Below are 24,374 nucleotides of genomic sequence, written 5' to 3'. Positions count from 1 at the left end.
CTCAGCGCTCGATCCAGGCGTCCCGGAAGCCGTCATTGACCCCGATGCCGGTGGTGACGAGGTCGTGGACCTTGCAGCGGGTGATGGTCGGGAATTGCAGCTCCAGGAGCCAGGCCACCGGCGCGTCCTCGACGAGCATCTTCTGCACCGCGTCGTAGATCGGCCGGCGCTGGTCGTCGCCGACCGCGACCGCGCCCTTGGCGAAGGCCTCGTCGACGCTCGGGTTGGAGTAGCCCTCGACGTTGTTGAACGGCGAGCCTTTGGCGATCTGCGACGAGACGTAGTTGCGGCCCACCCCGAGCGCCGGGTCACCGTACTGGTAGAGATACGTGAAGGCGATGTCGTAATCCCACTCGGAGGTCTTCTGGTTCCAGCCGGCGACGTCGGTCGCCACCAGCTCGACCTTGATGCCGACATCCTCGAGGTTCTGCTTCACGGCCTCGGCCCAGCGCTGCCAGGTCTCTCCGTAGGGCAGCGGCAGGAGGCGCACGGTCTCGCCCTTGTAGCCGGATTCCTTCAAGAGCGCCTTGGCCTTGGCCGGATCGTAGGAATACTTCGCGGCCTTCGGATCGTGGTAGCGCACGGTGGAGGCGAACGGGCCGGTGGCCGGCTTGCCGAGCCCGTTCCACACCACGTCGCGGGCGAAGTCGCGGTCCAGCGCGTAGGACACCGCCTGGCGGAAGGCCTTGTTGGCCATCGGGCCCTTGCGGTTGTTGAGCCAGAGCCAGGACATCGGGCTGAAGAACTCCCAGCCCTTGGTGGTCGAGCAGGCCCCCTTGAGCGCGGACAGGCGCTGCACGTCGAAATTCTCGACCGAGCCGCCGGGCAGGATGTCGACCTTGCCGGTCTCGAACGCCACCGAGCGGGCGGCGGCGTCCGGGATCACGTGCCAGTAGATCTCGTCGAGATAGGGCTTTCCGGCGACGTGGTAGTTCGGGTTCTTGACCAGCCGGATGTATGAGCCCTTCTTCCACTCCTTGAACATGTAGGGGCCGGTGCCGATCGGCGTGTTGTTGGCCGGATTGGTCTTGTAGTCGGTGCCGGCATAGATGTGCTTCGGCACCATCGGCAGCGAGCCGACCTCGAAGATGCCGAGGAACGGGCCGAACGGCTCGGAGAGGGTGAAGACCACGGTGTACGGATCGGGCGCCGTCACGCTCGCGACGCGGGCGAGGTTGCCGCGGGCGCGGGCATGGGTCTGGCGCAGGAGCTCGACCGAGAAGACCACGTCGTCGGCGGTGAACGGCTTGCCGTCGTGCCAGGTGGCGTTCCTGACGAGCTTGAAGGTGTAGGTCTTGCCGTCGTCGCTCATGCTCCAGCTCTCGGCGAGGCCGGGCAGGGGCTTGAGGGCGGAATCGTAGCGCAGCAGCCCCTCGTAGATGTTGCCGGCCACCATCTGGGTCGGGCCGTTCTGCACCATCGCCAGCATCAGGCCGGGCGGCTCGGGCTGAATCACCGCGTTGGCGGTACCGCCGGGCTTCGGGGTTTGTGCGAAGGCCGTGCCGGCAAGCGCCAGGGAGAGCACGGTGCCGGCCATGAGCGTCTTGAGCATCGAGAGTGTCCCCGTTGGTCCCTGTGGCGGCGTCGTGAGACGGTGAACGCGCGGGTTGCGCGCATCTCCCCTCTCCCCGCCTGCGGGGAGAGGGGAAACCCGCGCTCGTCTCGGCAGCGGGCGGGTCGGGCGTCGCCCTATTCTCTATAATCCGGGTCGCTGCGCTCCAGCATGCGCTTGAAGGCGTCCCACTCGGTGTCGGGAATCCCGCCCGTCTCCATCTTGTCGTAGAACGAGGCGTATTGCCCGGCGGTCTTCGTGGCCACCGCCACTGACGGGCGGATCAGCGGGGCGCCGGCGGCCTGGAGCGCGAGCTGCGCCCGGCACGAGCGCTCCAGGTTGTGCATCAGCTTGAACGCCTCCGCTACCGAGCGGCCGCAGGTCAGCATGCCGTGGTTGCGCAGGACCATCACCGGCTTGTCGCCGAGATCGGCCACCAGGCGCTGGCGCTCGTCGAGGTCGAGGGCGATGCCTTCGTAATCGTGGTAGGCGAGGCGGCCGGCGAACTGCATCGACCACTGGTTGAGCGGCAGCAGACCCTCTTCCTGGCACGACACGGCGACGCCCGCCACCGTGTGGGTGTGGAGCACGCAGAGCGCATCCTCCCGGGCGGCGTGGACGGCGCTGTGGATGGTGAAGCCCGCCGGGTTGATGCCGAGCCCGCAGGGGTCGTCGACCACGCGGCCCTCGAGATCGACGGTGACGAGGTTGCCGGCCTTCACCTCCTCGAACCGCAAGCCGTAGGGATTGATCAGGAAGCGGTGTTCCGGTCCCGGCAGCCGGGCCGAGATATGGGTGTAGATGCTGTCGTCGAGGCCCAGCCGATGGATCAGCCGGTAGGCAGCCGCGAGGTCGACGCGGATGCGCTGCACCTCGTCGGCCTGCGGATGAGCGGATGACGACATCGGACCTCCTCGCGGACAGGTTCGCGGCGGGTTCGTGCGCCACGACATCTTCACGTCTACGGACGGCGCGGCGCGAAGATATGCGCGACGACGGCCGGATGCAGGGCCGGTCGGACCACGACATCACCCGGCATGAGCCTAGACTGACCCGGCCTTGCGTGACGATCAAGCTGAAAGTGTCGACAATCGACGCCTACGCATTGCACAATGCCCGGACGGAGGTGCGATGCGCGCGATGTCCCCACCCGTCGGATTGCCGCTGCTGGCCGAGAGCGATCTCGTGCGCCAGGTCGCGCGCCGGCTCACCGACGCGATCGTGCAGGGGCAGCTCGCTCCCGGCGCCAAGGTGGCGGAGGCGGCGGTCGCCCGCGAGCTCGGCATCAGCCGGGCGCCGGTGCGGGAGGCGGCCCGCCTCCTCGAGAGCCAGGGCCTGCTCCGGGCCTCGCCGCGGCGCGGCTTCTTCGTGCGCGAACTCTCGGCGCAGGACGTGGACGAGCTCTACGCCTTGCGGCTCTGCATCGAGCGCCACGCGGCGGTGGAGGCGGCGCGGCGCCAGACGCCGGAGATCCGCGCCGCCCTGCGCCGCCAGCTCGACCTGATGCGGGATCTCGCCCGGCGCGACGATCCGGCGACCATCGTCGAGGCCGATTACCAGTTCCACCGCCTGATCTGCGAGGCCGCCGGCAATGCGCGGGTGCTGCGCCTGTTCGACGGGCTGGCCTCGGAATTGCGGATCGTGATCGGGCTGATCGGGCGGCTCTACGACGACCCGGACGAGATCGCCCGCACCCACGAGCCGGTGCTGGAGGCCATCGAGGCCGGCCACCCGGAGCGGATCGTCGCCCATGTCGACCACCATCTCGGCGTCGCCCGCCGGGAGGTCGTCCGGCTGGTGCAAAGCCTCGCCCCCACACCCTGAGAAACACGGGAGATTCCATGAAGGCCGTCCATTCCGAGGACCACCGCCGCCACGACCCGAAGTTCTTCCTGGTGCGCGGCCAGGTGAGGCCCGCCGCCGATCAGCCCGAACGGGCCGACCGGCTGCTCGCCGGGCTCAAGGCCGGCAACCACGCGATCGTGGCGCCGCAAGGCCACGGCGCGGGCGCGCGGGCGCGGGTGCACAGCCCCGATTACCTCGCCTTCCTGGCGGAGGCCTGGGAGGAATGGGAGACGCTGCCCGACCACGGGGCGGAGATGATCGCCAACATCCACCCGGTGCGCGAGGCCGCGACCTACCCGACCCACATCGTCGGCAGGCTGGGCTGGCACACGGTCGACACCGCCTGCCCGATCGGCCCGGGCACCTACGCGGCGGCGGCGAGCGCCACCGACGTCGCCGCGAGCGCGGCGCAACTGGTGCTCGACGGCGAGGACGCGGCCTACGCGCTCTGCCGCCCGCCCGGCCACCACGCCTATCGCGACCGGGCCGGGGGCCATTGCTACTTCAACAACAGCGCGGTCGCCGCCGCGCATTTGCGCCAGACGCACGCCCGGGTCGCGGTGCTCGACGTCGACGTGCATCACGGGAACGGCACGCAAGGCATCTTCTACCGCGATCCGAGCGTGCTCACCGTCTCGCTCCATGCCGATCCGCGCGGCTTCTACCCCTTCGTCTGGGGCTACGCCCACGAGCGCGGGGAAGGGGAGGGGATCGGCGCCAACCTCAACCTGCCGCTGCCGCTCGGCACCGGCGACGATGCGTATCTCGACGTGCTGGAGGGCGTGGCGAGCCGCACGGTGAAGGCCTTCGCCCCGACGGCGCTGGTGGTCGCGCTCGGCCTCGACGCCTCGGAGCACGATCCGCTCGCCGGCCTCGCCATCACGACGCCGGGCTTTCGCCGCATGGGCGCGGCGCTCGCGCGTCTCGGCCTGCCGACCGTGCTGGTGCAGGAGGGCGGCTACCTCTCCGACCTGCTCGGGGAAAACCTGACGGCGGTCCTCGCCGGCTTCGAATCCGCCCGCTGAGGAGTTTTTCGCCCGATGGCCTTCGCCTGCACGATTCCCGCGATCCCGACCGTCCAGCACGACGACGACACGGTCCGCATCACGCGCTGGGACTTTTCGCCCGGCGCGGTCACCGGCTGGCACGAGCACGGCTGGCCCTATTTCGTGGTGATGATCACCGCCGGCACCCTGCGGGTCCACGACGGCACGACCGTCACCGAGGTGCCGCTCGCCCACGGCCAGTCCTACCGCCGCCCGGCCGGCATCCGCCACGACGTCCAGAACGGCTCCGACCACCCGATCGCCTTCGTGGAGATCGAGGTGAAGAAGCCGGAGGGGCTGGCGGGTCTCGCCTGAGAGCCCCCCGAAACGGGAACGGCCGGGGCGTGAGCCCCGGCCGCTTCTTTCGTGAGGTGTTGTTCGCCGATCAGCGCAGGAGCTGGAGGATGCCCTGCTGCGACTGGTTGGCGAGCGACAGGGCCGAGATGCCGAGCGAGTTGCGGGTCGAGAGAGCCTGCGAATTCGCTGCCTCCTCGTTGAGGTCCGCATTCGTCAGGTTCGCCGCGCCCGCATCGAGCACGTTGATCATCTGCTTGGTGAAGTCCTGCCGGTTCTGCACCACCGCCAGGTTGGCGCCCAGGGTCGAGGCCTGGTTCTTCAGCTGGCTCGACGCGCTGTTGATCGTCGAGATCACGGCGTTGATCGAGTTGCTGTCCTGGAAGTCGGTCTGGCCAACCGCGACCATGCCGAGCAGCGAGGCCGAGACCTGAGTGCCGGCGATCTTCAGCGAGGAGGTGCCCTTCTCGTTGAAGCTGACGTTGACGGTGTCGCCGGCCAGCAGGTTCGTGCCGTTGAAGCCCGAATCCGCCGCCATCTGGTCGATCTGGGAAAGCAGGTTGTTGTAGGTGCTCACCAGGTTGCTGCGGGTGTTGGCGCCGTCGCCGCCGATGATCGCGCTCGAGGTTGCAGAGCTGAACGGGTTGCCTGCGCCGCTCGCCGACAGAGTCAGGTTATCCGCGCCCGCCTCGTTGGTGGTGGTGATCTTGATCGCGCCGGTCGTGCTGTCGATGCTCGCCATCGCGTTACCCGGAGCCAGGGCAGCGTTGAGCTGGTTCAGGGTCGAGATCTGGCCCGCAGCGGTGCCGAAGGACAGGTTGATCGTATTGCTGCCTGCGACCTTGACGCTGATCGTCTTGCTGTCGAGCGCACTCTTGGTGAAGGTCTGGGTCGGGGGGGTGCCGGCCGTCGCGACCGTGGTGCCCTGCCCGGCGCCATAGCTCTTGATGAGCGAGAAGCCGAGGTTCGACACCTTCGCGGTCGAGGTGCTGCCATCGCCGAGCACGATCCCGGTCGCCGAGTCCGCCGCCGTGAAGCTGAACTTCTTGGCGGTGGCGTCGTAGGTGGCGCTCACCGTGCCGGCGGTGGCGGTGCTGACCTTTTGGGCGAGAGACGACAGGGTGTCGCTGCGGCCGACCGTGACGGCCTGGCCGTTGACCGTGAAGGTGTCGCCGGCGACGAAACCAGCGCCGGTGGCCAGGCTGGTGGCGGTCGGCACGAACACACCCGCCGTCCGGTTGGCGCCGGTGGCGAACGCGGACGTCGTGACCGAGTCTGTGCCGAGCGCGAAGGCACCGCCGTCGGTGGTACCCTTGAGCGTGATCACGTTCGTGGCCAGGGTCGCCGTGACGGCCGATCCGGCTGCCTTGAGCTGGTTGTTGATGGCGTCGGTGACGGCCTGGCTGCTCGCGCCGTCGGTGGCCTGGTTCAGGGTGACGTTGACGCCATCGATCGAGAGGGTCGCGGTGCTGCCACCGGCGGCGGTGAAGATGGCCGCGATGCCGGTGGAATCGAGGGTGTTGCTGACCGCCTGCTGCCTCGTCACGCTGGCGCCGCCGATCGCCGCCTCGGCCACCGCGGTGGTCGCACCGACCGACAGGAGGTTGTTGGCGGTGGCGCCGCTCAGGGCGGTCGAGCCGACGCTGGCCTTGGCGGTGAAGGCGTTCGAGGCCGAGAGGGCCTGCTGAGCGACGGACTTGAGCTGGTCGGTTAGGCCCTGCAGCTTGGTGATGCCGGTATTGGCGGCCTGGATCGTCTGGATGCCGTTCGACACACCGTCGAGCAGGGTGGTCAGCGCCGACGAACGCGAGGACAGGCCTTGAGCAGTGAAGTAATTGCTCGGGCTATCGAGGGCGGTGTTGACCTTCTTGCCGGTCGAAAGGCGGGACTGTGTGGTCGACAGTAGGTCGGCGGTGCCCTGGAGCGACAGGAGGTTCTGGCGGGTGGCGGCCGAGAGGGTGATTCCGGAAGACATTGGGCGATCCTATTGATCGGTAGACCTTCGTGTTTTGAAGGCGAGGTCAGATTGGCCCCGTCGCCCTTGCCCGGTCCTTACCGCAAAGCTGAAAAGGCCTCCGTTCCCCTGGTTCCAAAGGTCATGACTTTCAGAACGTTAATGACCGTACCCATCTCGACTGATCGATTTACCTTAATGCCGAAGTTACCATGATTCACGCGCAGCTGAGAGCGAATGGTCGAGGGATCGAATGAGGGGTGGCAATGGGTTGCGCTGCTTGAGGACACGTCAGGCGTCAGCGACCACTGGAAGCATGCCACTGTGCTGTCCATGGCAAGCGTAGCCGCTCCAGTGGCTGGCCGATCTGGCTGCCCGTCCTGCAAGATCAGGCTCGGCGGCACCCTTTGCGATCCGCTGAGACACGATCGCCGGAGGATGCATTCACAGAGATGGTCAGGGCCTGTTTGAGTTGGTCGACAAAAGCCAACCCGTCCATTTCATCCCAGGTTCTCATCTTCGACGAGCCCCGGGATGGCGAGAAGAAATATCGACGTCTGCTGCAGATAACTCGAACTGCACGACGCGGGAGGCCGCCGGGGTGCCAGAGCGACGGCCGAGAGCATGAACCCTCCCCCGCAGTGGGGGGAGGGTTCATGCTTTCGGCCGTCTCTCCCACACTGCGCAACCCGCTGTGTCGTGTCCTGTGCCGGTAATCGGCGCGACGATTCGGGCGGGCTCGGGCACAATGAAAGAATCCCAAGCAGATGCGCATCATACGCATCTGCTTGGGATTTCTCGGAATCGGCGCCGTACGGCGTGAAGCAACGACACGCATGTCCCGTGGCCCGTCGTAGAGAGGCCGTTCGGGATGCACGAAAGGCTCAGGCTTCTCGTCTCTCATACGATTTCCGACTGATCGCTTCGCGATGCGGAAATCGGCTTCGCTCACGCGCCGCGCGGGCTGGTGATACGAAATCCGGAAGTGATCTTCCGGATTTCGTATCACACGAGAGGCGGGGAGCCTGAGCCTGTTCCGCTCGCGTGATCAGCCGCGCAGGAGCTGGAGGATGCCCTGCTGGGCCTGGTTGGCGAGCGACAGGGCCGAGATGCCGAGCGAGTTGCGGGTCGAGAGGGCCTGCGAGTTCGCCGCCTCCTCGTTCAGGTCCGCATTCGTCAGGTTCGCCGCGCCCGTATCGAGCACGTTGATCATCTGCTTGGTGAAGTCCTGCCGGTTCTGCACGACCGCCAGGTTGGCACCCAACGTCGAGGCCTGGCTCTGGAGCGCGGTGTTCGCGCTGTTGATCGTGGCGATCACGGCGTTGATCGAGTTGCTGTCCTGGAAGTCGGTCTGGCCGACCGCGATCAGGTTCAGACCTGACGCCGTCACCGCCGTACCGGACACCTTGAGCGAGGAAGTGCCGCGCTCGTTGAAGCTGACGTTGACGGTGTCGCCGGCCAGCAGGTTCGTGCCGTTGAAGCCCGAATCCGCCGCCATCTGGTCGATCTGGGAGAGAAGGCCGTTATAGGTGTTGACCAAGTTGTTACGGGCATTGGCGCCGTCACCGCCGATGATCGCGCTCGAATTACCGGAGCTGAACGGGTTGCCGGCGCCGGTCGCCGTCAGGATCAGGTTGTCGGCGCCCGCCTCGTTGGTGGTGCTGATCTTCAGCGCACCGGTCGTGCTGTCGATGCTCGCCATTGCGTTGGCCGGAGCCAGGGCAGCGTTGAGCTGGTTCAGGGTCGAGATCTGGCCCGCAGCGGTGCCGAAAGTCAAGCTGGTGAAGCTGCCGCCTGCGACCTTGACGCTGATCGTCTTGCTGTCGAGCGCACTCTTGGTGAAGGTCTGGGTCGGGGGGGTGCCGGCCGTCGCGACCGTGGTGCCCTGCCCGGCGCCATAGCTCTTGATGAGCGAGAAGCCGAGGTTCGACATCTTCGCGGTCGAGGTGCTGCCATCGCCGAGCACGATCCCGGTCGCCGAGTCCGCCGCCGTGAAGCTGAACTTCTTGGCGGTGGCGTCGTAGGTCGCGCTGACTGCGCCGGCGGTGGCGGTGCTGACCTTTTGGGCGAGAGACGACAGGGTGTCGCTGCGGCCGACCGTGACGGCCTGGCCGTTGACCATGAAGGTGTCGCCGGCGACGAAACCGGCGCCGGTGGCCAGGCTGGTGGCGGTCGGCACGAACACACCCGCCGTCCGGTTGGCGCCGGTGGCGAACGCGGACGTCGTGACCGAGTCTGTGCCGAGCGCGAAGGCACCGCCGTCGGTGGTACCCTTGAGCGTGATCACGTTCGTGGCCAGGGTCGCCGTGACGGCCGATCCGGCTGCCTTGAGCTGGTTGTTGATGGCGTCGGTGACGGCCTGGCTGCTCGTGCCGTCGGTGGCCTGGTTCAGGGTGACGTTGACGCCATCGATCGAGAGGGTCGCGGTGCTGCCACCGGCGGCGGTGAAGATGGCCGCGATGCCGGTGGAATCGAGGGTGTTGCTGACCGCCTGCTGCCTCGTCACGCTGGCGCCGCCGATCGCCGCCTCGGCCACCGCGGTGGTCGCACCGACCGACAGGAGGTTGTTGGCGGTGGCGCCGCTCAGGGCGGTCGAGCCGATGCTGGCCTTGGCGGTGAAGGCATTTGCGGCCGAGAGGGCCTGCTGGGTGATGGCCTTGAGCTGGTCGGTCAGGCCGCGCAGCTTGGTGATTCCGGTATTGGCGGCCTGGATCGTCTGGATGCCGTTCGACACGCCGTCGAGCAGGTTCGTCAGGGACGACGACCGCGAATTCAGGTTCTGGGCGGTGAAGTAGTTCACCGGGCTGTCGAGCGCGCTGTTGACCTTCTTGCCGGTCGAGAGGCGCGTCTGCGTCGTGGAGAGCAGCGCGGCCGTATCCTGGAGCGACAGGAGGTTCTGGCGGGTGGCGGCCGAGAGGGTGATGTCGGACATGGGTGGCGACCTTTTTGATCGTCGGGCGAGGCGTCTTTTTGACGACGCCGTCACCATCGCCGCACAGGCCTTTCGTCTTTCTTAAGCCTAACGGTCGCGCCGATCATGCCCATCCTGTTATGGTTAATGTTGGATAAATCTATCGCCGGGGCAGTCGTTTCGGTCGTCGCTACAGTGAATTCTTAATCGTCCGCGCCCTAGCGTCGGGCCCATGTTCACCCATTCCCTCCCTTACGCCCCGCCTCGGGGGCAGGCCCGCCGGTCGCTTCCATCTCCGGATGGGGCGGCGCCGGTCGTGCCGCCCGCGTGCCCCGGCGAGGCGTCGGAGCGGGACGGGCGGCGGGGGGCGGCGCGGTCCTCCGCCGGCCCGTCGGGGTGACGGACCGGATGCAACCCAACTCGTAAAGGCGCACCCTTCGCCCAAGATCATACGGACAGACGCCCATGCCCCTGCGCATCCACCTGAAGCCGTTCGAGCGCCTGATCATCAATGGTGCTGCGCTCCGCAACGGCGAGCGCTCGACCAACCTGCTGATCGAGAACACCTGCAAGTTCCTGCGCGAGAGCGAGATCATCCCGGAGAGCGGGGCCGACACCGCCTGCAAGCGCCTGTGCGTCACGCTCCAGCTGATCTACCTCGCCGATCATCCGATGGAGGCCGACGACCTGCTGGTGCGGCAATCGATGGAGATCCTGCGCGGCATGCCGACGAGCGCGCCCTACCTGGTGGCGATCCAGGACGAGCTCGCGAACAAGCAGTATCACCGCGCGCTCAAGGTCGGCCGCGAACTCGTCGCCTACGAGCGCAGCCTGATGGAGCGGCTCGCCGGCGCCACCAACGCCGCCTGACACGCCCTCGCAACGAATTCGCCCCGGCCCGGCCGCAATGGGGTGTGATGACGCGGCCATGAGCGACCGCACCCGCATCGACTGGAGCACCCCCGCGCAGCTCGTCGTCTGGCCGGGCGACGACACGGCCGAGAGACCCACCGTCACCTTGCGCGAGGCCGTGGCGGAAGCCGGCCGGATCGAGGGCGGCGTGGTGTGGATCGTGCTCGCCGACGGGCACATCCTGCGGCCCAACCAGATCGCCGAATTGCAGGCCGCCCTGCCGCGATCTTGAGCGCTCCGGGTGCCGCTCATCGCGCCCAGCGACGTCATCGCCCCCAAACCTTCCCAGCCCCGCGCGCGTTGCCCTCCTTCAGACTGGAGGGGTGATGCTGATCTTCGAATGGATCGCCGGCGTGCTCGTCGTCGCGGTCCTGCTCGCCGGGGTGGCGCGGCGCCTGGGGGCGCCGTTCCCGGCTTTCCTCGCCATCGGCGGGGTGGTGCTGGCCTTCGTGCCGCAGGTGCCGCGTCCCGGCCTCGATCCCGACCTGGCGCTGGCGCTCTTCCTCGCCCCGGTCCTGCTCGACGCGGCCTATGACACCAGCCTGCGCGACCTCAAGCGCAACTGGATGCCGATCGCCGGCCTCGTCGTCGGGGCGGTCGGGGTCACGACGGTCGCGGTGGCGCTGGTGGCGCGCTGGCTCGTGCCCGACCTGCCGCTCGCCGCCGGCATCGTGCTCGGTGCCATCGTGGCGCCGCCGGACGCGGTGGCGGCGCTCTCGGTGCTGGCCCATCTCCGGCTGCCGCACCGCCTCGTCACCATTCTCAAGGGCGAGAGCCTGTTCAACGACGCCTCGTCGCTGCTGATCTACCGCCTCGCTTTAGGGGCGGTGGCGACGGGCTCGTTCTCGGTCGCCGAGGTCGCCCCGACCTTCCTGATCGGCGTCGTCGGGGGACTGGTCGCCGGGCCGGTCCTGGCGATGCTCTACGTCCGGCTGATGCGCCGGGTCACCGATCCGCCGAGCGCCGTCGTGCTCCAGTTCGTCGCCACCTTCGGCCTCTGGCTTGCCGCCGAGCGGGTCGAGGTCTCGGGCGTGCTGACGGTGGTGAGCTTCGGGCTCACCGTCTCGCGGCTCTCGCCCCAGACCATGCCGGCGCATCTGCGCGTCACCTCCAACACCGTCTGGGAGACGGCGGTGTTCGTGCTCAACGTGCTGGCCTTCGTGCTGATCGGCCTCCAGATCGGCCCGATCCTCGAGGGGTTGAGCCCGGAGGAGCGCCGCCACACGGCGGTCGTCGCCGCGGCGGTGTTCGCCACCACGGTGGTGGTGCGGCTCGCCTGGGTGCTCGGTGCCCGGGCCGTCGCCCGGCTCTGGCACCGCCTGTTCGGTCCGGTCGGGCCGGCGCCGATCGGCCTGCGCTCGGGCACGACGGTGGCGTGGTGCGGGATGCGCGGTGTCGTCACCATCGCGCTGGCGCTGGCGCTGCCGGGCGACTTCCCGCATCGCGATCTCGTGGTGCTGACGGCGTTCTGCGTCGTGCTCGGCACCCTGGTGATCCAGGGCCTGACCTTGCGCCCGCTGCTGGCCTGGTTCTCGCTCGGCGACGACGATCCGGTCGGGATCGAGATCGGCCGGGCCCGCGCCGCGGCCTACCGGGCGGCCCGCGACAGCCTGGCCGACGAGACCTCGCCCCATGCCGAGGCCCTGCGGCGGGAATTCGACGCAGCGCTCAGCGAGGCGGAGGACCATGACGAGGGCCTCGCCCCGGAGAGCCTGCCGGCCGACCGCTTGCGCCGCCGCGCCGTCGAGGCCGCCCGCGCGGTCATCCTGTCCTTGCGCGAGCGCGACGAGATCGGCGACGACGCTTACTTGCGCCTCGAGGAGGAGCTGGACTGGACCGAGCTCAGCGCGACGCCGCGGGAGGAGGTCGCCCCTTGATCCACGCGGTGCCGGGCCGCGCCGGGCGCACGGCGAAAACGATGGTCAGACCCGAACGGTTGATTGTATCCCGGGCGGGCTTGAGACCAAAAACCTGCGCGCCGGGCCAGAGGGCCGTCCCCGCCAAGGCTGTTCCCCGCGCAGGGCGAGAAGAGACGTCAAACGAGCGAGACGCCATGCACGCCACCCGAATGCCCTCGTCGCGGCCGCCATCCTGGATGTCGCGGTTCTTCACGAGCGGCCCCGTCACCTGCATCGAGGACCTGCGCGTGCTCGCCGAGCGGCGGGTGCCGCGGATGTTCTACGACTACGCCGATTCCGGCTCGTACACGGAGGGCACCTACCGGGCGAACGAGGACGATTTTTCCAAGATCAAGCTGCGCCAGCGCGTCGCCGTCGACATGACGAACCGCACGCTCGCCAGCACCATGGTCGGCCTGCCGGTGAGCATGCCGGTGGCGCTGGCGCCGACCGGGCTGACGGGCATGCAGCATGCCGACGGCGAGATCCTGGCCGCGCGTGCCGCCGCCAAGGCCGGCGTGCCGTTCACGCTCTCGACCATGAGCATCTGCTCGATCGAGGACGTGGCCGAGAACACCGATGCGCCGTTCTGGTTCCAGCTCTACGTGATGCGCGACCGGGACTTCATCGACCGGCTGATCGACCGCGCCAAGGCGGCGCAATGCTCGGCGCTCGTGCTCACCCTCGACCTCCAGATCCTGGGCCAGCGCCACAAGGACGTGAAGAACGGCCTCTCGACCCCGCCCCGGATGACGATCCCCAACATCGTCAACCTGGCGACGAAGCCGCGCTGGTGCCTGAACATGCTGCGCACGCAGCGCCGCACCTTCCGCAACATCGTCGGGCACGCGCAAGGGGTGGGGGACCTGCGCTCGCTCTCGTCCTGGACCGCCGAGCAGTTCGACCCGCGCCTCAACTGGGACGACGTCACGCGCATCCGCGACCGCTGGGGCGGCAAGCTGATCCTGAAGGGGATCCTCGATCCCGAGGATGCGGAACTGGCGGCGCAGAGCGGCGCCGAGGCGATGATCGTCTCCAACCACGGCGGGCGCCAGCTCGACGGCGCGATCTCGTCGATCGCCGCCCTGCCCGAGATCGTCCGGACGGTGGGCGACCGGATCGAGGTCCTGATGGATGGCGGCATCCGCTCGGGCCAGGACGTGATCAAGGCGCTGGCGCTCGGGGCGCACGGCGTCTTCATTGGCCGGGCCTTCCTGTACGGGCTCGGGGCCGGCGGCGAGGCGGGCGTGACCCAGTGCCTCGACATCATCCGCAAGGAACTCGACGTCACGATGGCGATGTGCGGCCTGCGGGACGTGCGCCAGGTCGACGAGCGGATCCTGGCGGGTCAGCCGGCTCCGACGAACCGGCCGTTCTGACGCGAGACATCTGACGAAGGAAGGCTCCGCCCGGCCGCGGGACGACAGGGCCGGGCGGAGCGAAAACCCTTACATGCGGTGCATGTGGCGGTGCATCATGCGGTGACGCATCATGTGCCGCCGGTGCATCATGTGGCGGCGATGCATCATGTGCCGGTGCATGCGGTGGTGGCGCATCATCCGGCGCTCGCCGCGGGTCATCTGCACCGTCTCCACCATGGGAGCGGCCTGGATGCCGGCCGGGCTCGCCGGGGCGGCGGAGGCCGCGCCGACGCCGAAGGAGAGCGTTCCGAGAACGGCGGCTGCCGCGAGGCCCAGAGTCAGCTTCTTCATCTTTGGTGTCTCCTCTTGCGCGGCCCTCAAGCCCTCGAGGGCGCGGACCGGCCCGCCGGAGCGGGAGGCTTTTCCCGCTCGGGGCGGGTCACGAGAAAGGTTCATCCAACGGCATAGGTTCCGGCGACACGATCATTTTTCGTGCGAGCGATGGTTTAAAAAATGTGAGCCGGCGCCGTACCCTTCGGCGCCCCCGCGCGTTTTCCCTCGCGCCCCGCAGCGGTGACGCAACGACAGGGGAGGGGGCAGGCCATGCAGCACGAGGGCATCCGGATCCAGGCCGACGCGGACGGCACCTTCACCCTCTACAGCGATGCCCGGGTGATCCTGCGCGGCCTCACCCGCGAGCGGGCCTATCGCCTCGCCGGCCGTCTCGGCGAGTTCGTGCGGTACTGAAGTCTCACGCCGCGCCGCTCACCAGGGCGGCGGCACGCATCAGCCCCGGCAGGGCCCGGGCGACGGCCTCCGGATCGCTCCAGCGTCCGGCCTCGCCGGCGACATGCAGGGCGCCGAACGGCCGGCGGGCTCCGTCGAGGAGCGCCACCGCGACCACGACCTCGTCCTCGATCACCTCGTGGGCGGCGACCGCGTAGCCGTCGCGCCTGGCCACCGCCACCGCCTCCATCACCGCCTCGGCCTCCGTGCGGGTGAACCGGGTCAGCGGCCGGCGATCCTCCGCCTCCACCAGGGCGCGGGCCTCCGGCTCCGCGAGGGCCGCCAGCACCGCGCGACCGCCGGCACTGCAGAAGAGCGGAATCCGGCGCCCGACCAGGTTGGTGTAATAGGGCTCGGCCCGCGCCTGCAGCCGCAGCGCATAGACCAGCGATGCCCGCGAGAAGAAGCTCAGGTCGACCCGCGCGTCGCAGGCCCGGCGCAGGTCCATCAGGATCGGGGTCGCCCGCTCGATCAGCGGGTGGTTGCGCAGCAGGTGATAGCTCAGATCGAGCACCCGGTCGGCAAGCGCATAGCGCCGGGTCGTCTCGCATTGGTCGAGATAGCCGAGCTGCGCCAGCGTGTGGGCCATGCGCTGGCACGTGCTCTTGTCGTGGCCGCAACGCTGGCTGATCTCCTGCAAGGACAGATAGCGGGCGCCCTGGAACGCTTCGAGTACGGCGAAGCATTTTTCGACGGATTGCACAAAGAGCCGGCTTCGCGCGGTTTCGCCGCTCGCGTCCGTTGACATCGCCTCGTCTCCTGAACCAGCATATCATGCAATGCAGCGTATTGCATGGCAATACAGACGAGCGGAGTTCGGCATGGACGGCACGGTCGCGACGAGGGAGGCCCGTCGATCCCGGCCGAGCCTCGACCCCCGGGCGCGCAAGGCGATCGCCGCCGCCTGCATCGGCAACATGCTCGAATGGTATGATTTCGGGGTCTACGCCTTCCTGGCCGGGTCGATCTCGGCGGCGTTCTTCCCCTCGAGCGACCCCACCGCCTCGCTGCTCGCGACCTTCGCGGCCTACGGCGTCGGCTTCCTGGCCCGGCCCTTCGGCGGCGCGGTGATCGGGCGCCTCGGCGACCGGCGCGGGCGCAAGGTCGCGCTGGTGCTGACCCTGCTGATGATGGCGCTCGGCACGATCGGGCTGGGCCTGCTGCCGACCTACGCCCGGATCGGGATCGCGGCGCCGGCCCTGCTGGTGACCTTGCGCATCCTCCAGGGCATCGCGGCCGGCGGGGAGTGGGGCGCCTCCACGGCCTTCATCATCGAATGGGCGCCGGAAGGGCGGCGCGGGCTGTTCGGCTCGTTCCAGCAGGTCAGCACCGCCTCCGGCATCCTGCTCGGGTCCGGCGTCGCGGCCCTGCTGACCTCGCTCCTCAGCCCCGAGGCGATGCTGGCCTGGGGCTGGCGCATCCCGTTCCTGCTGGGCGCCTCGCTCCTCGTCGTCGGCATCCTGATCCGCCGCAGCGTCGACGAGACCCCGGTCTTCGAGGCGAAGGTCCAGCACGGCAAGGCCGCCGCGGTGCCGCCCGCGGGCGAGAGCGGCCCGCGCTTGGGGCTGCGCGCCTTCGGCTTCACGATCTTCTGGACCGTGTCGTACTACATGCTGCTGTCCTACATGCCGACCTTCACGCAGAAATACGGCGCGCTCTCCGCCTCGCAGGCCCTGTGGTCGAACACGATCGGGCTCGTGGCGATGGTGCTGACCGTTCCGGTCTTCGGCCATCTCTCGGATCGGATCGGCCGCAAGCCGCTCCTGATCGCCAGCGCGGTCGCGGCGATCCTCCTGTCCTACCCGCTGTTCCGGATCGTCGCCGACGGGGCGGGCTTTGCCACCGTGGTGGCGATCCAGGTCGTGTTCGGCATCATCGTCGCGCTCTATTCCGGCCCCGGCCCGGCGGCGATCTCGGAGATGTTTCCGAGCCACCTGCGCTCGACCTGGATGTCGATCGGCTACACGCTCGCGGTCGCGGTGTTCGGGGGCTTCGCGCCCTTCGTCGCCACCTGGCTCATCGCCGCGACCGGCTCGGCGCTGGCGCCGAGCGTCGCCTACCTGATCCCGATGGCGGCGGTCACGCTCGCCGTCCTCGTGCGGATGCCGGAGACCGGCAAGGCCCGGCTCGCCTGATCGGAGTGCCCCCCATGACCGACCCCGCCGCCCTCAAGCCGTGGCAATGGCCCGAGAGCCACTGGCGCCAGCGCGTGAACAAGGTCCGGGCCGGCCGCACCCTGGCCCCGGCCTGGCCCGGGGCCAAGCGGTGCGCGGTCGCCCTGTCCTTCGACGTCGACCACGAGACCAACGAGTTGCGCGACGGCGGCAAGTCGCTCGGGCGGCTCTCCTGGGGCCAGTACGGCAACCGCCAGGGCATGCCGCGCATCCTGAAGCTCCTCTCCGAGCATGATGTCCCGGCGAGCTTCTACGTGCCGGCGGTGGTGGCGATGCTCTATCCCGACGAGCAGCGCGCCGTGGTGGCGGCCGGCCACGAGATCGGCATCCACGGCTGGATCCATGAGCTGAACTCGGTGCTGCCGCGGGAGGCCGAGCGCGACCTGATGCTGCGCAGCGCCGACGCCCTGGAGGCGATCACGGGCACGCGCCCGGTGGGCCTGCGCACCCCGTCCTGGGACTATTCGGACGCGACCTTGGCGATCATCCGCGAGATGGGTCTGCGCTACGATTCGTCGCTGATGGCCGACGATTCCTGCTACGAACTCCTTGAGGACGGCGAGCCGACCGGGGTGGTCGAGATTCCGGTCGAATGGATCCGGGACGACGCGCCCTACTTCATGATGAGCCGGTTCGAGGGCTTGCGCCCGCATATCGGGCCCGAGGACGTGCTCGCGATCTTCATGCGCGAGTTCGAGGGCGCCTATCGCGAGGGCGGGCTGTTCCAGCTCACCATGCACCCGCACATCATCGGCTACCGCTCGCGCCTGTGGATCGTCGAGGAACTGATCCGCGCCGCCAAGGCGAAGGGCGACGTGTGGTTCGCCACCCATGCCGACATCGCCGCCCACGCGGCGACGGCGTTGTGACGTGCCCCAGGTTCCTCTGATTCCGGGCCCGGCGGACCTCGCGCCCGCCCTCGACCGCCTGCGGCGCCTCGTCCTGTGCGAGACGCCGAGCTACGCCCCCGACGCGCTTGCCGCCGGGCTCGCCCTGATGCGGGCGGAACTGGCGGCGGACGGCCTCGCGGTGTCGGACCCCGCCCCCGATCTCGACGCCGCCGGGGCCGTCCGGGCCAGGTACGATCGGGGCGGGGCGCTGACCGGCCCGCCGATCCTGATCCTCGGCCATCTCGACACCGTCCACCCGGTCGGCGAGCTCGCCGCCAATCCGTGGCGGATCGAGGGGAGCCGTGCCTTCGGGCCCGGCATCCTCGACATGAAGGGCGGGATCGTGCTGGCTCTGGAGGCGCTCCGCCGGTCCGGCCCGCATCTCGCCCGGCCGGTCGAGATCCTGATCACCTCCGACGAGGAGATCGGCTCGCCCCGCTCCCGCGGGCTGATCGAGGCGCGGGCGAAGGCGGCGGCCTGCGTCCTGGTGCCGGAGCCCGCCCGCGACAATGGCGGCCTCGTCGTCGGCCGCCACGCGATCCTGCGCTACGCGCTGTCGGCGACCGGCCGGCCCGCCCATGCCGGCCGCGACCCCGCGAAGGGAGATTCCGCGATCCACCGGCTCGCCCGCGCGATCGTCGCCCTAGAGAGCCGGAGCGTGCCGGGCGCGAGCCTCGGCGTCGGGGTGATCGGCGGGGGCACGTGGGTCAATTGCGTGCCCGAGCACGCCTCGGCCGAGATGCTATGCGTTGCCGCCGACGACGCGCGGCGCGCGGAGATCGCCGGGATCGTCGCCGCGGAGGCGGATGAGCGGCTGGCGATCGACCTCGCGAGCGAGCGCCCGCTCTGGCGCACCGGGACGGGGGACCGGGCGCTCTACGAGGCGGCGCAGGCGGTGGCGGCGGCGCTCGGGGTCGTCGTCTCGCCGGAGGTGTCGGGCGGCGGCTCGGACGGGAACTTCACCGGCGCCCTCGGCGTGCCGACCCTCGACGGGCTCGGTCCCTGCGGCGCGGGGCTCCACGCCCATGACGAGCATCTGGATCTCGCGAGCCTGGGGCCGCGGATCGGCGTGATGGCGAACCTGCTGGTGCGGGTCGGTGGGACGGCGTGAGCGCTTGCGGCTCGGGTGCCGCGACCGCGTGGCCGTGGTTCCAGCACGAGCGCGGGCACGCGACACGATCCTCAACCCGGAACCCCGGCCCGCAGGGGCGGGGCCTCCAGCACCGCCCGGTAGGCGTCGAGGACGCCCGCCGTCATCGCCTCGACCGTGTAGGCCTCGGCCCGGGACCGCGCCTCGGCGCCGAGTCGCGCGCGGATCGCGGGGTCGCCCGCCACCATCTCGATGGCGTGGGCGAAGCCGGCCTCGTCGTCGGGCGCGATGAAGATCGCGGCCTCGTCCCACAATTCGCGGAAGGTCGGGATGTCGGAGAGCACCAGGGCACAACCGGCGCTCGCGGCCTCCAGCACGCCGAGGCCGAAGGGCTCGTAGCGGGCGGCGGAAGCGTAGATCGGGGCGCCGGCGAGCCAGCGCGCCACGTCCTGGTCGCTGAGCCGACCGAGGGGGCGCAGGTGCTCGGGCGAGAACTGCGCCGCGTTCGGGCCCTTGAGGTCGCCGGCGGCGAGCAGCGGCAGCTGCATCCGGGCAGCGGCCCGGTCGAGGGTGCGGGCGTTCTTGCCCTCGTCCCAGAGCCGGCCGGCGGTGAAGGCGAAGGGCGAGGCGGCGGCGCCTGCCGGGCTGCGCTGGCCGCGGTCGGCGGGCTTGCGCCGGCCGTTCGGCACCACCCGGGGCGGGGCGATGCCGTAGGTCGCGGCGGTGGCTTCCGCGAAGGCGCGGGTCGGGCTGAGCAGCATGTCGACCCGCCGGTAGCCCTCCGCCACCAGGCTCGCCCGCCAGGCGAGGTCGGGGGGCAGGGGGCCGGGGCGCATCGCCGCCCACCAGGTCGCCACGCAGGAATGCGCGACCGCGATGACGGGGGCGCAGAAATCGGTGATGGCGGCCAGCGCCGGGCTGTTGAGGTGGATCAGGTCGGCGCCGGCCCGCTCGGCCTCGCGGGCGACCAGGGTGGCGGCCGCCTCGACCTCGCGGCGGGTCAGCGCTGTCCAGTCGAGGCTGGCGCCCAGCGGGCACAGGGCGAGGCCGCGGATGGCACGGGCGGCGCGGAGCTGGTCCTGGCTCGGCTCGGGGCCGAGCACCGCCAGGGTCACGCCGACGCCCTGGCGCGTCAGCTCCTCGGCGAGGTCGAGCCCGTATTGCCAGATTCCACCGACCGCATCGACGGTCATGAACAGGTTGAGGGCCGGCGCCCCCCGATAGGTGAGGGGGCGTCCGGCCGGGACCGTCAGGCTGGGCAGCATGCCGCCTCCAACTCGCGCAACGGGGCCGGCCGTTCTTCTTGACCGTCGCCGAAGCGGTCGAACTGGCCGAGGTCATGGGCGCGTGCCCGCTCCCAGGCCTCGCCGTCCGGCTCGCCCCAGAGGCGGCGGTAGTCGGGCGAGGACGGGGAGAGCGGCACGGGATCGTTGGCCCGGATGCCGGCGGCGCGCCGGCGGTCGCGCCGGGCCGCGACCGTCTCGGGGTCGTCGCCCGCGACCTTGATCGGGTTTGCCTGCACGAAGGGCACCGAGCGGCGGGCATGGACCAGGCGCAAGGCGAGGTCGTCGGTCGAGGCGCTGCAGGTCTTGTCGCGCATCGCGCGGCCGCCTTCCATCCGGCCCTCGACGCCGGCCTCGATCGAGACGCAGCCGGCAGCGCCCAGCAGGTCGAGCATGCCGGGCTTCCACAGGTCGATCCGCGTCCGCACCCCGAACTCCACCGCGCGGGCTGCGAGCGCCTCCGGCAGGGCTCTTCGGGGCAGGAAGATCTCGTCGATGAAGGAGAGGTCGCTCAGCCCTTGCGCGATCAACCGGTCGACCTCCTCCAGGATGGCCGGCAGCGCGCGCCGCCGGTATTTGTCCCGGAAGTCGATCTCGGCGCAAAAGGTGCAGGAATAAGGGCGGCCGCGCGAGACCTCGACCTCGGCGCCCGGCCCCTCCGGCGCCCGATCGAAGCCGAGCTTGCCAAGCGTCGTCGCCGGGGTGACCGAGCCGTGCGGGCCGACCGCCACGGTGCGGCCGCCGCGGCCGGCGAGCGCGTCGAGGAAGGCGCGGGGGACCCGCGATTCCGGCTGGGCGCAGCGCCGGAACAGGGAGGTCGAGGCGGTGGTCACCACCGTCATGGCGGGGGCGAAGTCCGCCACCCGGTCGGCGAGGCCTTCGAGCGAGAGACCGTCGAGGGCGCCGTCCGGCATCAGCACGTCGTGGCCGGCCCGCTCCAGCAGCACCTTGCAGGCCCCGAGATCCAGGGGGAGGCGCAGCGAACGACACCCGCAATCGGTGCTGTTCTCGAAGCTCCAGGTCGGGTTGACGAGGGCGATTCTCAAAGCGGCTGTCCTGGACCGGAAACGGGCATCGCAGATACTGGTGGCGACTATGTGCGAAGTGGCGGGTCCGCTCCGGACGACAAGGGCTTTTCGCCCGAATGCGGTTAAGCGATTGATACCGATGAGGCGTCCGCCATGCAGCCGGCGCATGGCATGGGGCCGACCATGCCGCAGCCGCAGGCCCCGAGCTGGAACCGAAACGCGTTTCGCGCGTGTCTCAGGCTGGCACGGCCGTCCGCAGGCCCCGGCTTCCGGCGAGCCAGGCGGCCAAACGCGTGAGGCCCCACCGCGAGGGCAGCGGCCGGGGCAGCCCGAGATCGGCGGCAGCGCGGCGAGTATCGGAGACGTAGCAGTGCCGGTCGCCGGCGCGCCGGTCCTCGAATCCCGGATCGAGGAAACCCAGGTCGAGGGTATGGCCTCCCTGCGGCGCGCGTCACGCTCCTCGAGTTGCCGACCGGCGCCGGCGCAGACGCCCAGGCTGTCTCTACCGGGCGAGAGTGCCGCGAACATGTGTCATCGTTCTGGCGTCATTCAGCCCGATTGATCCACAAGAACGATCCAAGCGATGCCAGCGGGATAGCGCAGCCACGGCGCGTCTTCCGGAGTCCCGCTCCGGCCCCCTCCACCGAGTTCACGCGACCCTCCATGCCCCTCGTTCCCCCGTCGCACGATGCGGCGCCGGCTGCGCCCGGCGCGGACCCTTGCCCCCGTGAGACCGCCGACTTGCGTCGGCGCCGGCTGGCCCTGTTCCTGCCGACGGTGGCGACGGCCCTCGCCCTCGCGCTCGCCGCCCTCGCCGGCACCGGCGTGCCGGACGGGCCGCTCGAAGGCGCGGTGCTGATCCTGTTCTGCCTGGCGATGGCCTGGCAATCCTACATCGCCTGGACGTATCTCTACGGCGCCGTTGCCGCCGGTCTCGGGACGCGGGTGATGTCGCGGGTGGAGCGGCAGGCCGCCGAGATCGCCCCGCAGGCGAGCGGCCGCAGCCGCACCGCGGCCGTGGTGGCGATCCACGCCGAGGACGCGGCGGCGGTGTTCGCGGCGATCCGGGTGATGGCCCGGTCGCTCGCCCGCACCGGCGGCGACGGGCGCGACCTCGACATCTTCGTCCTCAGCGACACGCGCGACCCGGAGATCGCGGCGGCCGAGGAGCGCGAGTTCGCCCGGATCCAGGCGTGGCGCCAGACCGCCGGACCCGGCCTCCCGGCGATCCGCTACCGCCGCCGCCAGGAGAATAGCGGCCGCAAGGCCGGCAATGTCGGCGAGTTCTGCCGGACTTACGGCGGTGATTACGACTTCATGATCGTGCTCGACGCCGACAGCCTGATGACCGGTGCCGCCATGCGCCGCCTGGTGCGGCTGATGGAGGAGAATCCCCGCACCGGCCTGATCCAGACCGTCAGCTACGCCGCCGGGCGCGACACCCTGTTCGCCCGCATCCAGCAATTCGCCGTGCGGCTCTACGCCCCGCTCTCGATCCGGGCGCTGGAGACCTGGCAGGGGCCGGATGGGGGCTATTGGGGCCACAACGCCATCCTGCGCATCGCGGCCTTCGCGGCCAATGCCGAATTGCCGGTGCTGCCGGGCCGCGCGCCGCTCGGCGGCGAGATCCTGTGCCACGACACGGTCGAGGGCGCGTTCCTGCGCCGGGCCGGCTGGGAGCTGCGCCTGCTGCCGGAGGAGCCCGGCACCTGGGAGGAGATGCCCACCAACCTCATCGACCTGCTCGGCCGCGAGCGGCGCTGGTGCCAGGGCAACCTCCAGCATCTCGGCATCATCCGCTCAGCTGGCCTCACCGCCGGCAGCCGCTGGCATCTCGGCGCCGGCATCCTGTCCTACCTCGCCTCGCCGGTCTGGGTCGCCTTCTTAGGCCTGGGAACCTGGCAGGCGATCCGCAGCGGCGATCTCGGGCTCATCGCCTACGGCCTCACCGGCGAGGGGCCGGCGTCAGTCATCCTGGCCTCCTTGAGCCTCGCCGTCCTGGCCCTGCCGAAGCTCCTCAGCCTCGGCCACGTCCTGCTCTCGCCGGAGCGCCGCGCCGCCTTCGGGGGCACGCGCCGCCTGCTCGTCAGCGCCGCCCTCGAACAGGCCCTTTGGGTGCTGCTCTGGCCGGTCATGACCCTGTTCAATGCCGGCGCGGTCGCGACGACCTTCGCCGGACGGGTGGTGCGCTGGGACACCCAGGTCCGCGACGACCGCCGGGTGCCGTGGTCCGAGGCCTGCCGGCTCCAGGCCGATTCTCTGGTGGCGGGCGGCGTGCTCGCGGCGGCGCTCGCCTATGCCGCCGATCCGTGGCTGGCACTGTGGATGGCGCCGCTGGTCCTCGCCTTGCTGGCGAGCCCCGCGCTCAGCGTGCTGACCAGCCGCGCCGATCTCGGCCAGGCGGCGCGCCGCCGCGGCCTGTTTCTCACCATCGACGACACCGCCCAGGCCCCGGAGCTGCGCGACCTCATGATCGCCCGCGCCGCGCCGCAAGGCGCCGCACGGGCGCACCCGGGTCGCGGCGAGGCGCCGGTCTGGCTCGCGACCGCGACGGATGATGCGAAGGCGTCGCCGCCACGCTAAGAACCATGAGCCCGGTTGAGTTGGCCGACTGAATTGAAACCCGCGATGTCATCCCGGGGCCGCGCAGCGGAACTCGGGATCCATGAACGCTGAGGTTTCGGGACGAGGCGGAACGCTGTCAGCGTTTTCAGGATTCGTCGGCGTTCATGGATCCCGGGTTCTCGTCTTCGGCGAGTCCCGGGATGACGTAGCGAGATGTCAACGTATGCGCCGGATCGATCGGCACAACTGCTCGAACAGGCTCTCAGCACAGTCTCATTTCGCCGGCTTACCCAGCACCTTGAGCGGGTCGGTGCGCTGGCTCGGCGAGGGCTCGGCGGTCAGGCTGTCGGCGCGCTCCTCCGGGCGGCCGCGGACGCTGCCGGTGGTGGCGGGGCTGCCCTGGCCGGCGGTGGCGCGGTTGGTCGGGCTCGTCACCGGCACGGCGCCGCTGGCGAGTTCGAGGCAGGTCAGCATCTCGACGTAGCTCGGGAAGCCGCCGGCCGTCGATTGCTGCGAGCACTGCGTCTTGGCCGAGCCGGAGAACTGGCCCCAGCGCTTGCGCAACTCGTCGCCGGCCGAGCGCTCTGAGCGCAGGCAGCCATCGGCGCCGGCCTCCTGGCTGACCGAGGCGCGGCCGGGCGAGTTGCAGGTGGCCGAGATGTCGAGCCGCGGCGGTCCATCCGCCGCGACGAGAACGAGCTGCGCACCGAGGAGCGCGAGGGGCAGGGCGGCGGGCATGGCGGGTCTCCCGTGAGCCGGAGAAGGAAAAGCTTCGCCGGTTCAAC

At 70.1% G+C, this 24,374-nt stretch carries 21 protein-coding genes; 12 read left to right on the top strand and 9 right to left on the bottom strand.

Annotated features, from left to right (window positions below; translation table 11 throughout):
• Position 1: 1 nt before the first annotated feature.
• Entirely contained in the window at positions 2-1,552 is a 1,551-nt protein-coding gene (locus AC3AOF_RS27950; protein WP_488347107.1) for an ABC transporter substrate-binding protein, read from the bottom strand.
• A 137-nt stretch (positions 1,553-1,689) separates the two neighbouring features.
• Positions 1,690-2,457, bottom strand: coding sequence for a class II aldolase/adducin family protein (locus AC3AOF_RS27945; protein ID WP_488347106.1), 768 nt, complete (start codon positions 2,455-2,457; stop codon positions 1,690-1,692).
• Between the two features lie 235 nt (positions 2,458-2,692).
• Between AC3AOF_RS27945 and AC3AOF_RS27940 the strand changes: the two genes are divergently transcribed.
• From AC3AOF_RS27940 to AC3AOF_RS27930, 3 genes are read left to right on the top strand one after another with little or no spacing between them, the layout of a single operon-like run.
• A complete protein-coding gene (locus AC3AOF_RS27940) occupies positions 2,693-3,376 on the top strand; it encodes a GntR family transcriptional regulator (protein WP_488347105.1) in 684 nt (227 codons plus the stop codon).
• Between the two features lie 17 nt (positions 3,377-3,393).
• Positions 3,394-4,422: a histone deacetylase family protein gene (locus tag AC3AOF_RS27935; RefSeq protein ID WP_488347104.1), complete on the top strand. Its 1,029-nt coding sequence runs from the start codon at positions 3,394-3,396 to the stop codon at positions 4,420-4,422.
• A 15-nt stretch (positions 4,423-4,437) separates the two neighbouring features.
• Positions 4,438-4,758: a cupin domain-containing protein gene (locus AC3AOF_RS27930; protein WP_236987804.1), complete on the top strand. Its 321-nt coding sequence runs from the start codon at positions 4,438-4,440 to the stop codon at positions 4,756-4,758.
• A 70-nt stretch (positions 4,759-4,828) separates the two neighbouring features.
• Here AC3AOF_RS27930 and AC3AOF_RS27925 read toward each other — a convergent pair whose 3' ends face one another.
• Together AC3AOF_RS27925 and AC3AOF_RS27920 are read right to left on the bottom strand one after the other, a co-directional pair.
• The gene (locus AC3AOF_RS27925) at positions 4,829-6,712 is read right to left on the bottom strand and encodes a flagellin N-terminal helical domain-containing protein (protein ID WP_488347103.1); all 1,884 of its coding nucleotides are present in this window, start codon (positions 6,710-6,712) and stop codon (positions 4,829-4,831) included.
• A gap of 1,027 nt (positions 6,713-7,739) precedes the next feature.
• Positions 7,740-9,623, bottom strand: coding sequence for a flagellin N-terminal helical domain-containing protein (locus AC3AOF_RS27920; protein WP_488347102.1), 1,884 nt, complete (start codon positions 9,621-9,623; stop codon positions 7,740-7,742).
• Between the two features lie 444 nt (positions 9,624-10,067).
• On the opposite strand from AC3AOF_RS27920, the gene AC3AOF_RS27915 reads away from it, so the two are divergent.
• From AC3AOF_RS27915 to AC3AOF_RS27900, 4 genes are all read left to right on the top strand, one after another.
• Entirely contained in the window at positions 10,068-10,472 is a 405-nt protein-coding gene (locus AC3AOF_RS27915) for a flagellar biosynthesis repressor FlbT (RefSeq protein ID WP_236987807.1), read from the top strand.
• Between the two features lie 58 nt (positions 10,473-10,530).
• Positions 10,531-10,746, top strand: coding sequence for a hypothetical protein (locus AC3AOF_RS27910; RefSeq protein ID WP_236987808.1), 216 nt, complete (start codon positions 10,531-10,533; stop codon positions 10,744-10,746).
• 94 nt (positions 10,747-10,840) lie between these two features.
• Entirely contained in the window at positions 10,841-12,391 is a 1,551-nt protein-coding gene (locus AC3AOF_RS27905) for a cation:proton antiporter (RefSeq protein ID WP_488347101.1), read from the top strand.
• 218 nt (positions 12,392-12,609) lie between these two features.
• The gene (locus AC3AOF_RS27900) at positions 12,610-13,791 is read left to right on the top strand and encodes an alpha-hydroxy acid oxidase (protein ID WP_488349067.1); all 1,182 of its coding nucleotides are present in this window, start codon (positions 12,610-12,612) and stop codon (positions 13,789-13,791) included.
• Between the two features lie 69 nt (positions 13,792-13,860).
• On the opposite strand, the gene AC3AOF_RS27895 is transcribed toward AC3AOF_RS27900, so the two are convergent.
• On the bottom strand, positions 13,861-14,124 hold the full coding sequence (locus AC3AOF_RS27895) for a hypothetical protein (protein ID WP_236987810.1): 264 nt from the start codon (positions 14,122-14,124) through the stop codon (positions 13,861-13,863).
• Between the two features lie 252 nt (positions 14,125-14,376).
• Between AC3AOF_RS27895 and AC3AOF_RS27890 the strand changes: the two genes are divergently transcribed.
• Positions 14,377-14,520 (top strand): hypothetical protein, encoded by a 144-nt coding sequence (locus AC3AOF_RS27890; RefSeq protein WP_236987811.1) that lies wholly within the window; start codon positions 14,377-14,379, stop codon positions 14,518-14,520.
• 4 nt (positions 14,521-14,524) lie between these two features.
• Here the strand turns inward: AC3AOF_RS27890 and AC3AOF_RS27885 are convergent, their stop codons facing one another.
• Positions 14,525-15,262, bottom strand: a complete 738-nt coding sequence (locus tag AC3AOF_RS27885) for an IclR family transcriptional regulator (protein WP_488347100.1) — start codon at positions 15,260-15,262, stop codon at positions 14,525-14,527.
• A gap of 118 nt (positions 15,263-15,380) precedes the next feature.
• On the opposite strand from AC3AOF_RS27885, the gene AC3AOF_RS27880 reads away from it, so the two are divergent.
• The 3 genes from AC3AOF_RS27880 to AC3AOF_RS27870 are packed head-to-tail and all read left to right on the top strand — an operon-like array spanning position 15,381 to position 18,734.
• Positions 15,381-16,694 carry an MFS transporter gene (locus AC3AOF_RS27880; protein WP_488347099.1) on the top strand — a complete coding sequence of 438 codons (1,314 nt, stop codon included), beginning with the start codon at positions 15,381-15,383 and terminating at the stop codon, positions 16,692-16,694.
• Positions 16,695-16,708: 14 nt separating this feature from the next.
• Positions 16,709-17,602, top strand: a complete 894-nt coding sequence (locus AC3AOF_RS27875; protein WP_488347098.1) for a polysaccharide deacetylase family protein — start codon at positions 16,709-16,711, stop codon at positions 17,600-17,602.
• A 1-nt stretch (position 17,603) separates the two neighbouring features.
• Positions 17,604-18,734 (top strand): M20/M25/M40 family metallo-hydrolase, encoded by a 1,131-nt coding sequence (locus tag AC3AOF_RS27870; protein ID WP_488347097.1) that lies wholly within the window; start codon positions 17,604-17,606, stop codon positions 18,732-18,734.
• Between the two features lie 71 nt (positions 18,735-18,805).
• Here the strand turns inward: AC3AOF_RS27870 and AC3AOF_RS27865 are convergent, their stop codons facing one another.
• On the bottom strand, positions 18,806-19,978 hold the full coding sequence (locus AC3AOF_RS27865; RefSeq protein ID WP_488347096.1) for a glycosyltransferase family 4 protein: 1,173 nt from the start codon (positions 19,976-19,978) through the stop codon (positions 18,806-18,808).
• Entirely contained in the window at positions 19,963-21,042 is a 1,080-nt protein-coding gene (locus AC3AOF_RS27860) for a TIGR04295 family B12-binding domain-containing radical SAM protein (RefSeq protein WP_488347095.1), read from the bottom strand. The genes AC3AOF_RS27865 and AC3AOF_RS27860 overlap by 16 nt, the downstream gene beginning before the upstream one ends.
• Before the next feature lie 645 nt (positions 21,043-21,687).
• On the opposite strand from AC3AOF_RS27860, the gene mdoH reads away from it, so the two are divergent.
• Positions 21,688-23,607: a glucans biosynthesis glucosyltransferase MdoH gene (mdoH, locus tag AC3AOF_RS27855; RefSeq protein ID WP_488347094.1), complete on the top strand. Its 1,920-nt coding sequence runs from the start codon at positions 21,688-21,690 to the stop codon at positions 23,605-23,607.
• 255 nt (positions 23,608-23,862) lie between these two features.
• On the opposite strand, the gene AC3AOF_RS27850 is transcribed toward mdoH, so the two are convergent.
• Positions 23,863-24,327 (bottom strand): hypothetical protein, encoded by a 465-nt coding sequence (locus AC3AOF_RS27850; RefSeq protein WP_488347093.1) that lies wholly within the window; start codon positions 24,325-24,327, stop codon positions 23,863-23,865.
• Positions 24,328-24,374: the final 47 nt, after the last annotated feature.

It is taken from the genome of Methylobacterium sp. 142-1Y (assembly GCF_057747795.1).
This window is presented reverse-complemented; position numbering and strand designations above follow the sequence as displayed.

Coding starts and splice junctions, on each gene's coding strand:
- AC3AOF_RS27950 (WP_488347107.1), bottom strand. CDS start 1,552: ATGCTCAAGACGCTCATGGCCGGCACCGTGCTCTCCCTGGCGCTTGCC.
- AC3AOF_RS27865 (WP_488347096.1), bottom strand. CDS start 19,978: ATGCTGCCCAGCCTGACGGTCCCGGCCGGACGCCCCCTCACCTATCGG.
- AC3AOF_RS27935 (WP_488347104.1), top strand. CDS start 3,394: ATGAAGGCCGTCCATTCCGAGGACCACCGCCGCCACGACCCGAAGTTC.
- AC3AOF_RS27920 (WP_488347102.1), bottom strand. CDS start 9,623: ATGTCCGACATCACCCTCTCGGCCGCCACCCGCCAGAACCTCCTGTCG.
- AC3AOF_RS27900 (WP_488349067.1), top strand. CDS start 12,610: ATGTCGCGGTTCTTCACGAGCGGCCCCGTCACCTGCATCGAGGACCTG.
- AC3AOF_RS27890 (WP_236987811.1), top strand. CDS start 14,377: ATGCAGCACGAGGGCATCCGGATCCAGGCCGACGCGGACGGCACCTTC.
- AC3AOF_RS27880 (WP_488347099.1), top strand. CDS start 15,381: ATGGACGGCACGGTCGCGACGAGGGAGGCCCGTCGATCCCGGCCGAGC.
- AC3AOF_RS27940 (WP_488347105.1), top strand. CDS start 2,693: ATGTCCCCACCCGTCGGATTGCCGCTGCTGGCCGAGAGCGATCTCGTG.
- AC3AOF_RS27850 (WP_488347093.1), bottom strand. CDS start 24,327: ATGCCCGCCGCCCTGCCCCTCGCGCTCCTCGGTGCGCAGCTCGTTCTC.
- AC3AOF_RS27925 (WP_488347103.1), bottom strand. CDS start 6,712: ATGTCTTCCGGAATCACCCTCTCGGCCGCCACCCGCCAGAACCTCCTG.
- mdoH (WP_488347094.1), top strand. CDS start 21,688: ATGCCCCTCGTTCCCCCGTCGCACGATGCGGCGCCGGCTGCGCCCGGC.
- AC3AOF_RS27910 (WP_236987808.1), top strand. CDS start 10,531: ATGAGCGACCGCACCCGCATCGACTGGAGCACCCCCGCGCAGCTCGTC.
- AC3AOF_RS27915 (WP_236987807.1), top strand. CDS start 10,068: ATGCCCCTGCGCATCCACCTGAAGCCGTTCGAGCGCCTGATCATCAAT.
- AC3AOF_RS27905 (WP_488347101.1), top strand. CDS start 10,841: ATGCTGATCTTCGAATGGATCGCCGGCGTGCTCGTCGTCGCGGTCCTG.
- AC3AOF_RS27945 (WP_488347106.1), bottom strand. CDS start 2,457: ATGTCGTCATCCGCTCATCCGCAGGCCGACGAGGTGCAGCGCATCCGC.
- AC3AOF_RS27930 (WP_236987804.1), top strand. CDS start 4,438: ATGGCCTTCGCCTGCACGATTCCCGCGATCCCGACCGTCCAGCACGAC.
- AC3AOF_RS27895 (WP_236987810.1), bottom strand. CDS start 14,124: ATGAAGAAGCTGACTCTGGGCCTCGCGGCAGCCGCCGTTCTCGGAACG.
- AC3AOF_RS27875 (WP_488347098.1), top strand. CDS start 16,709: ATGACCGACCCCGCCGCCCTCAAGCCGTGGCAATGGCCCGAGAGCCAC.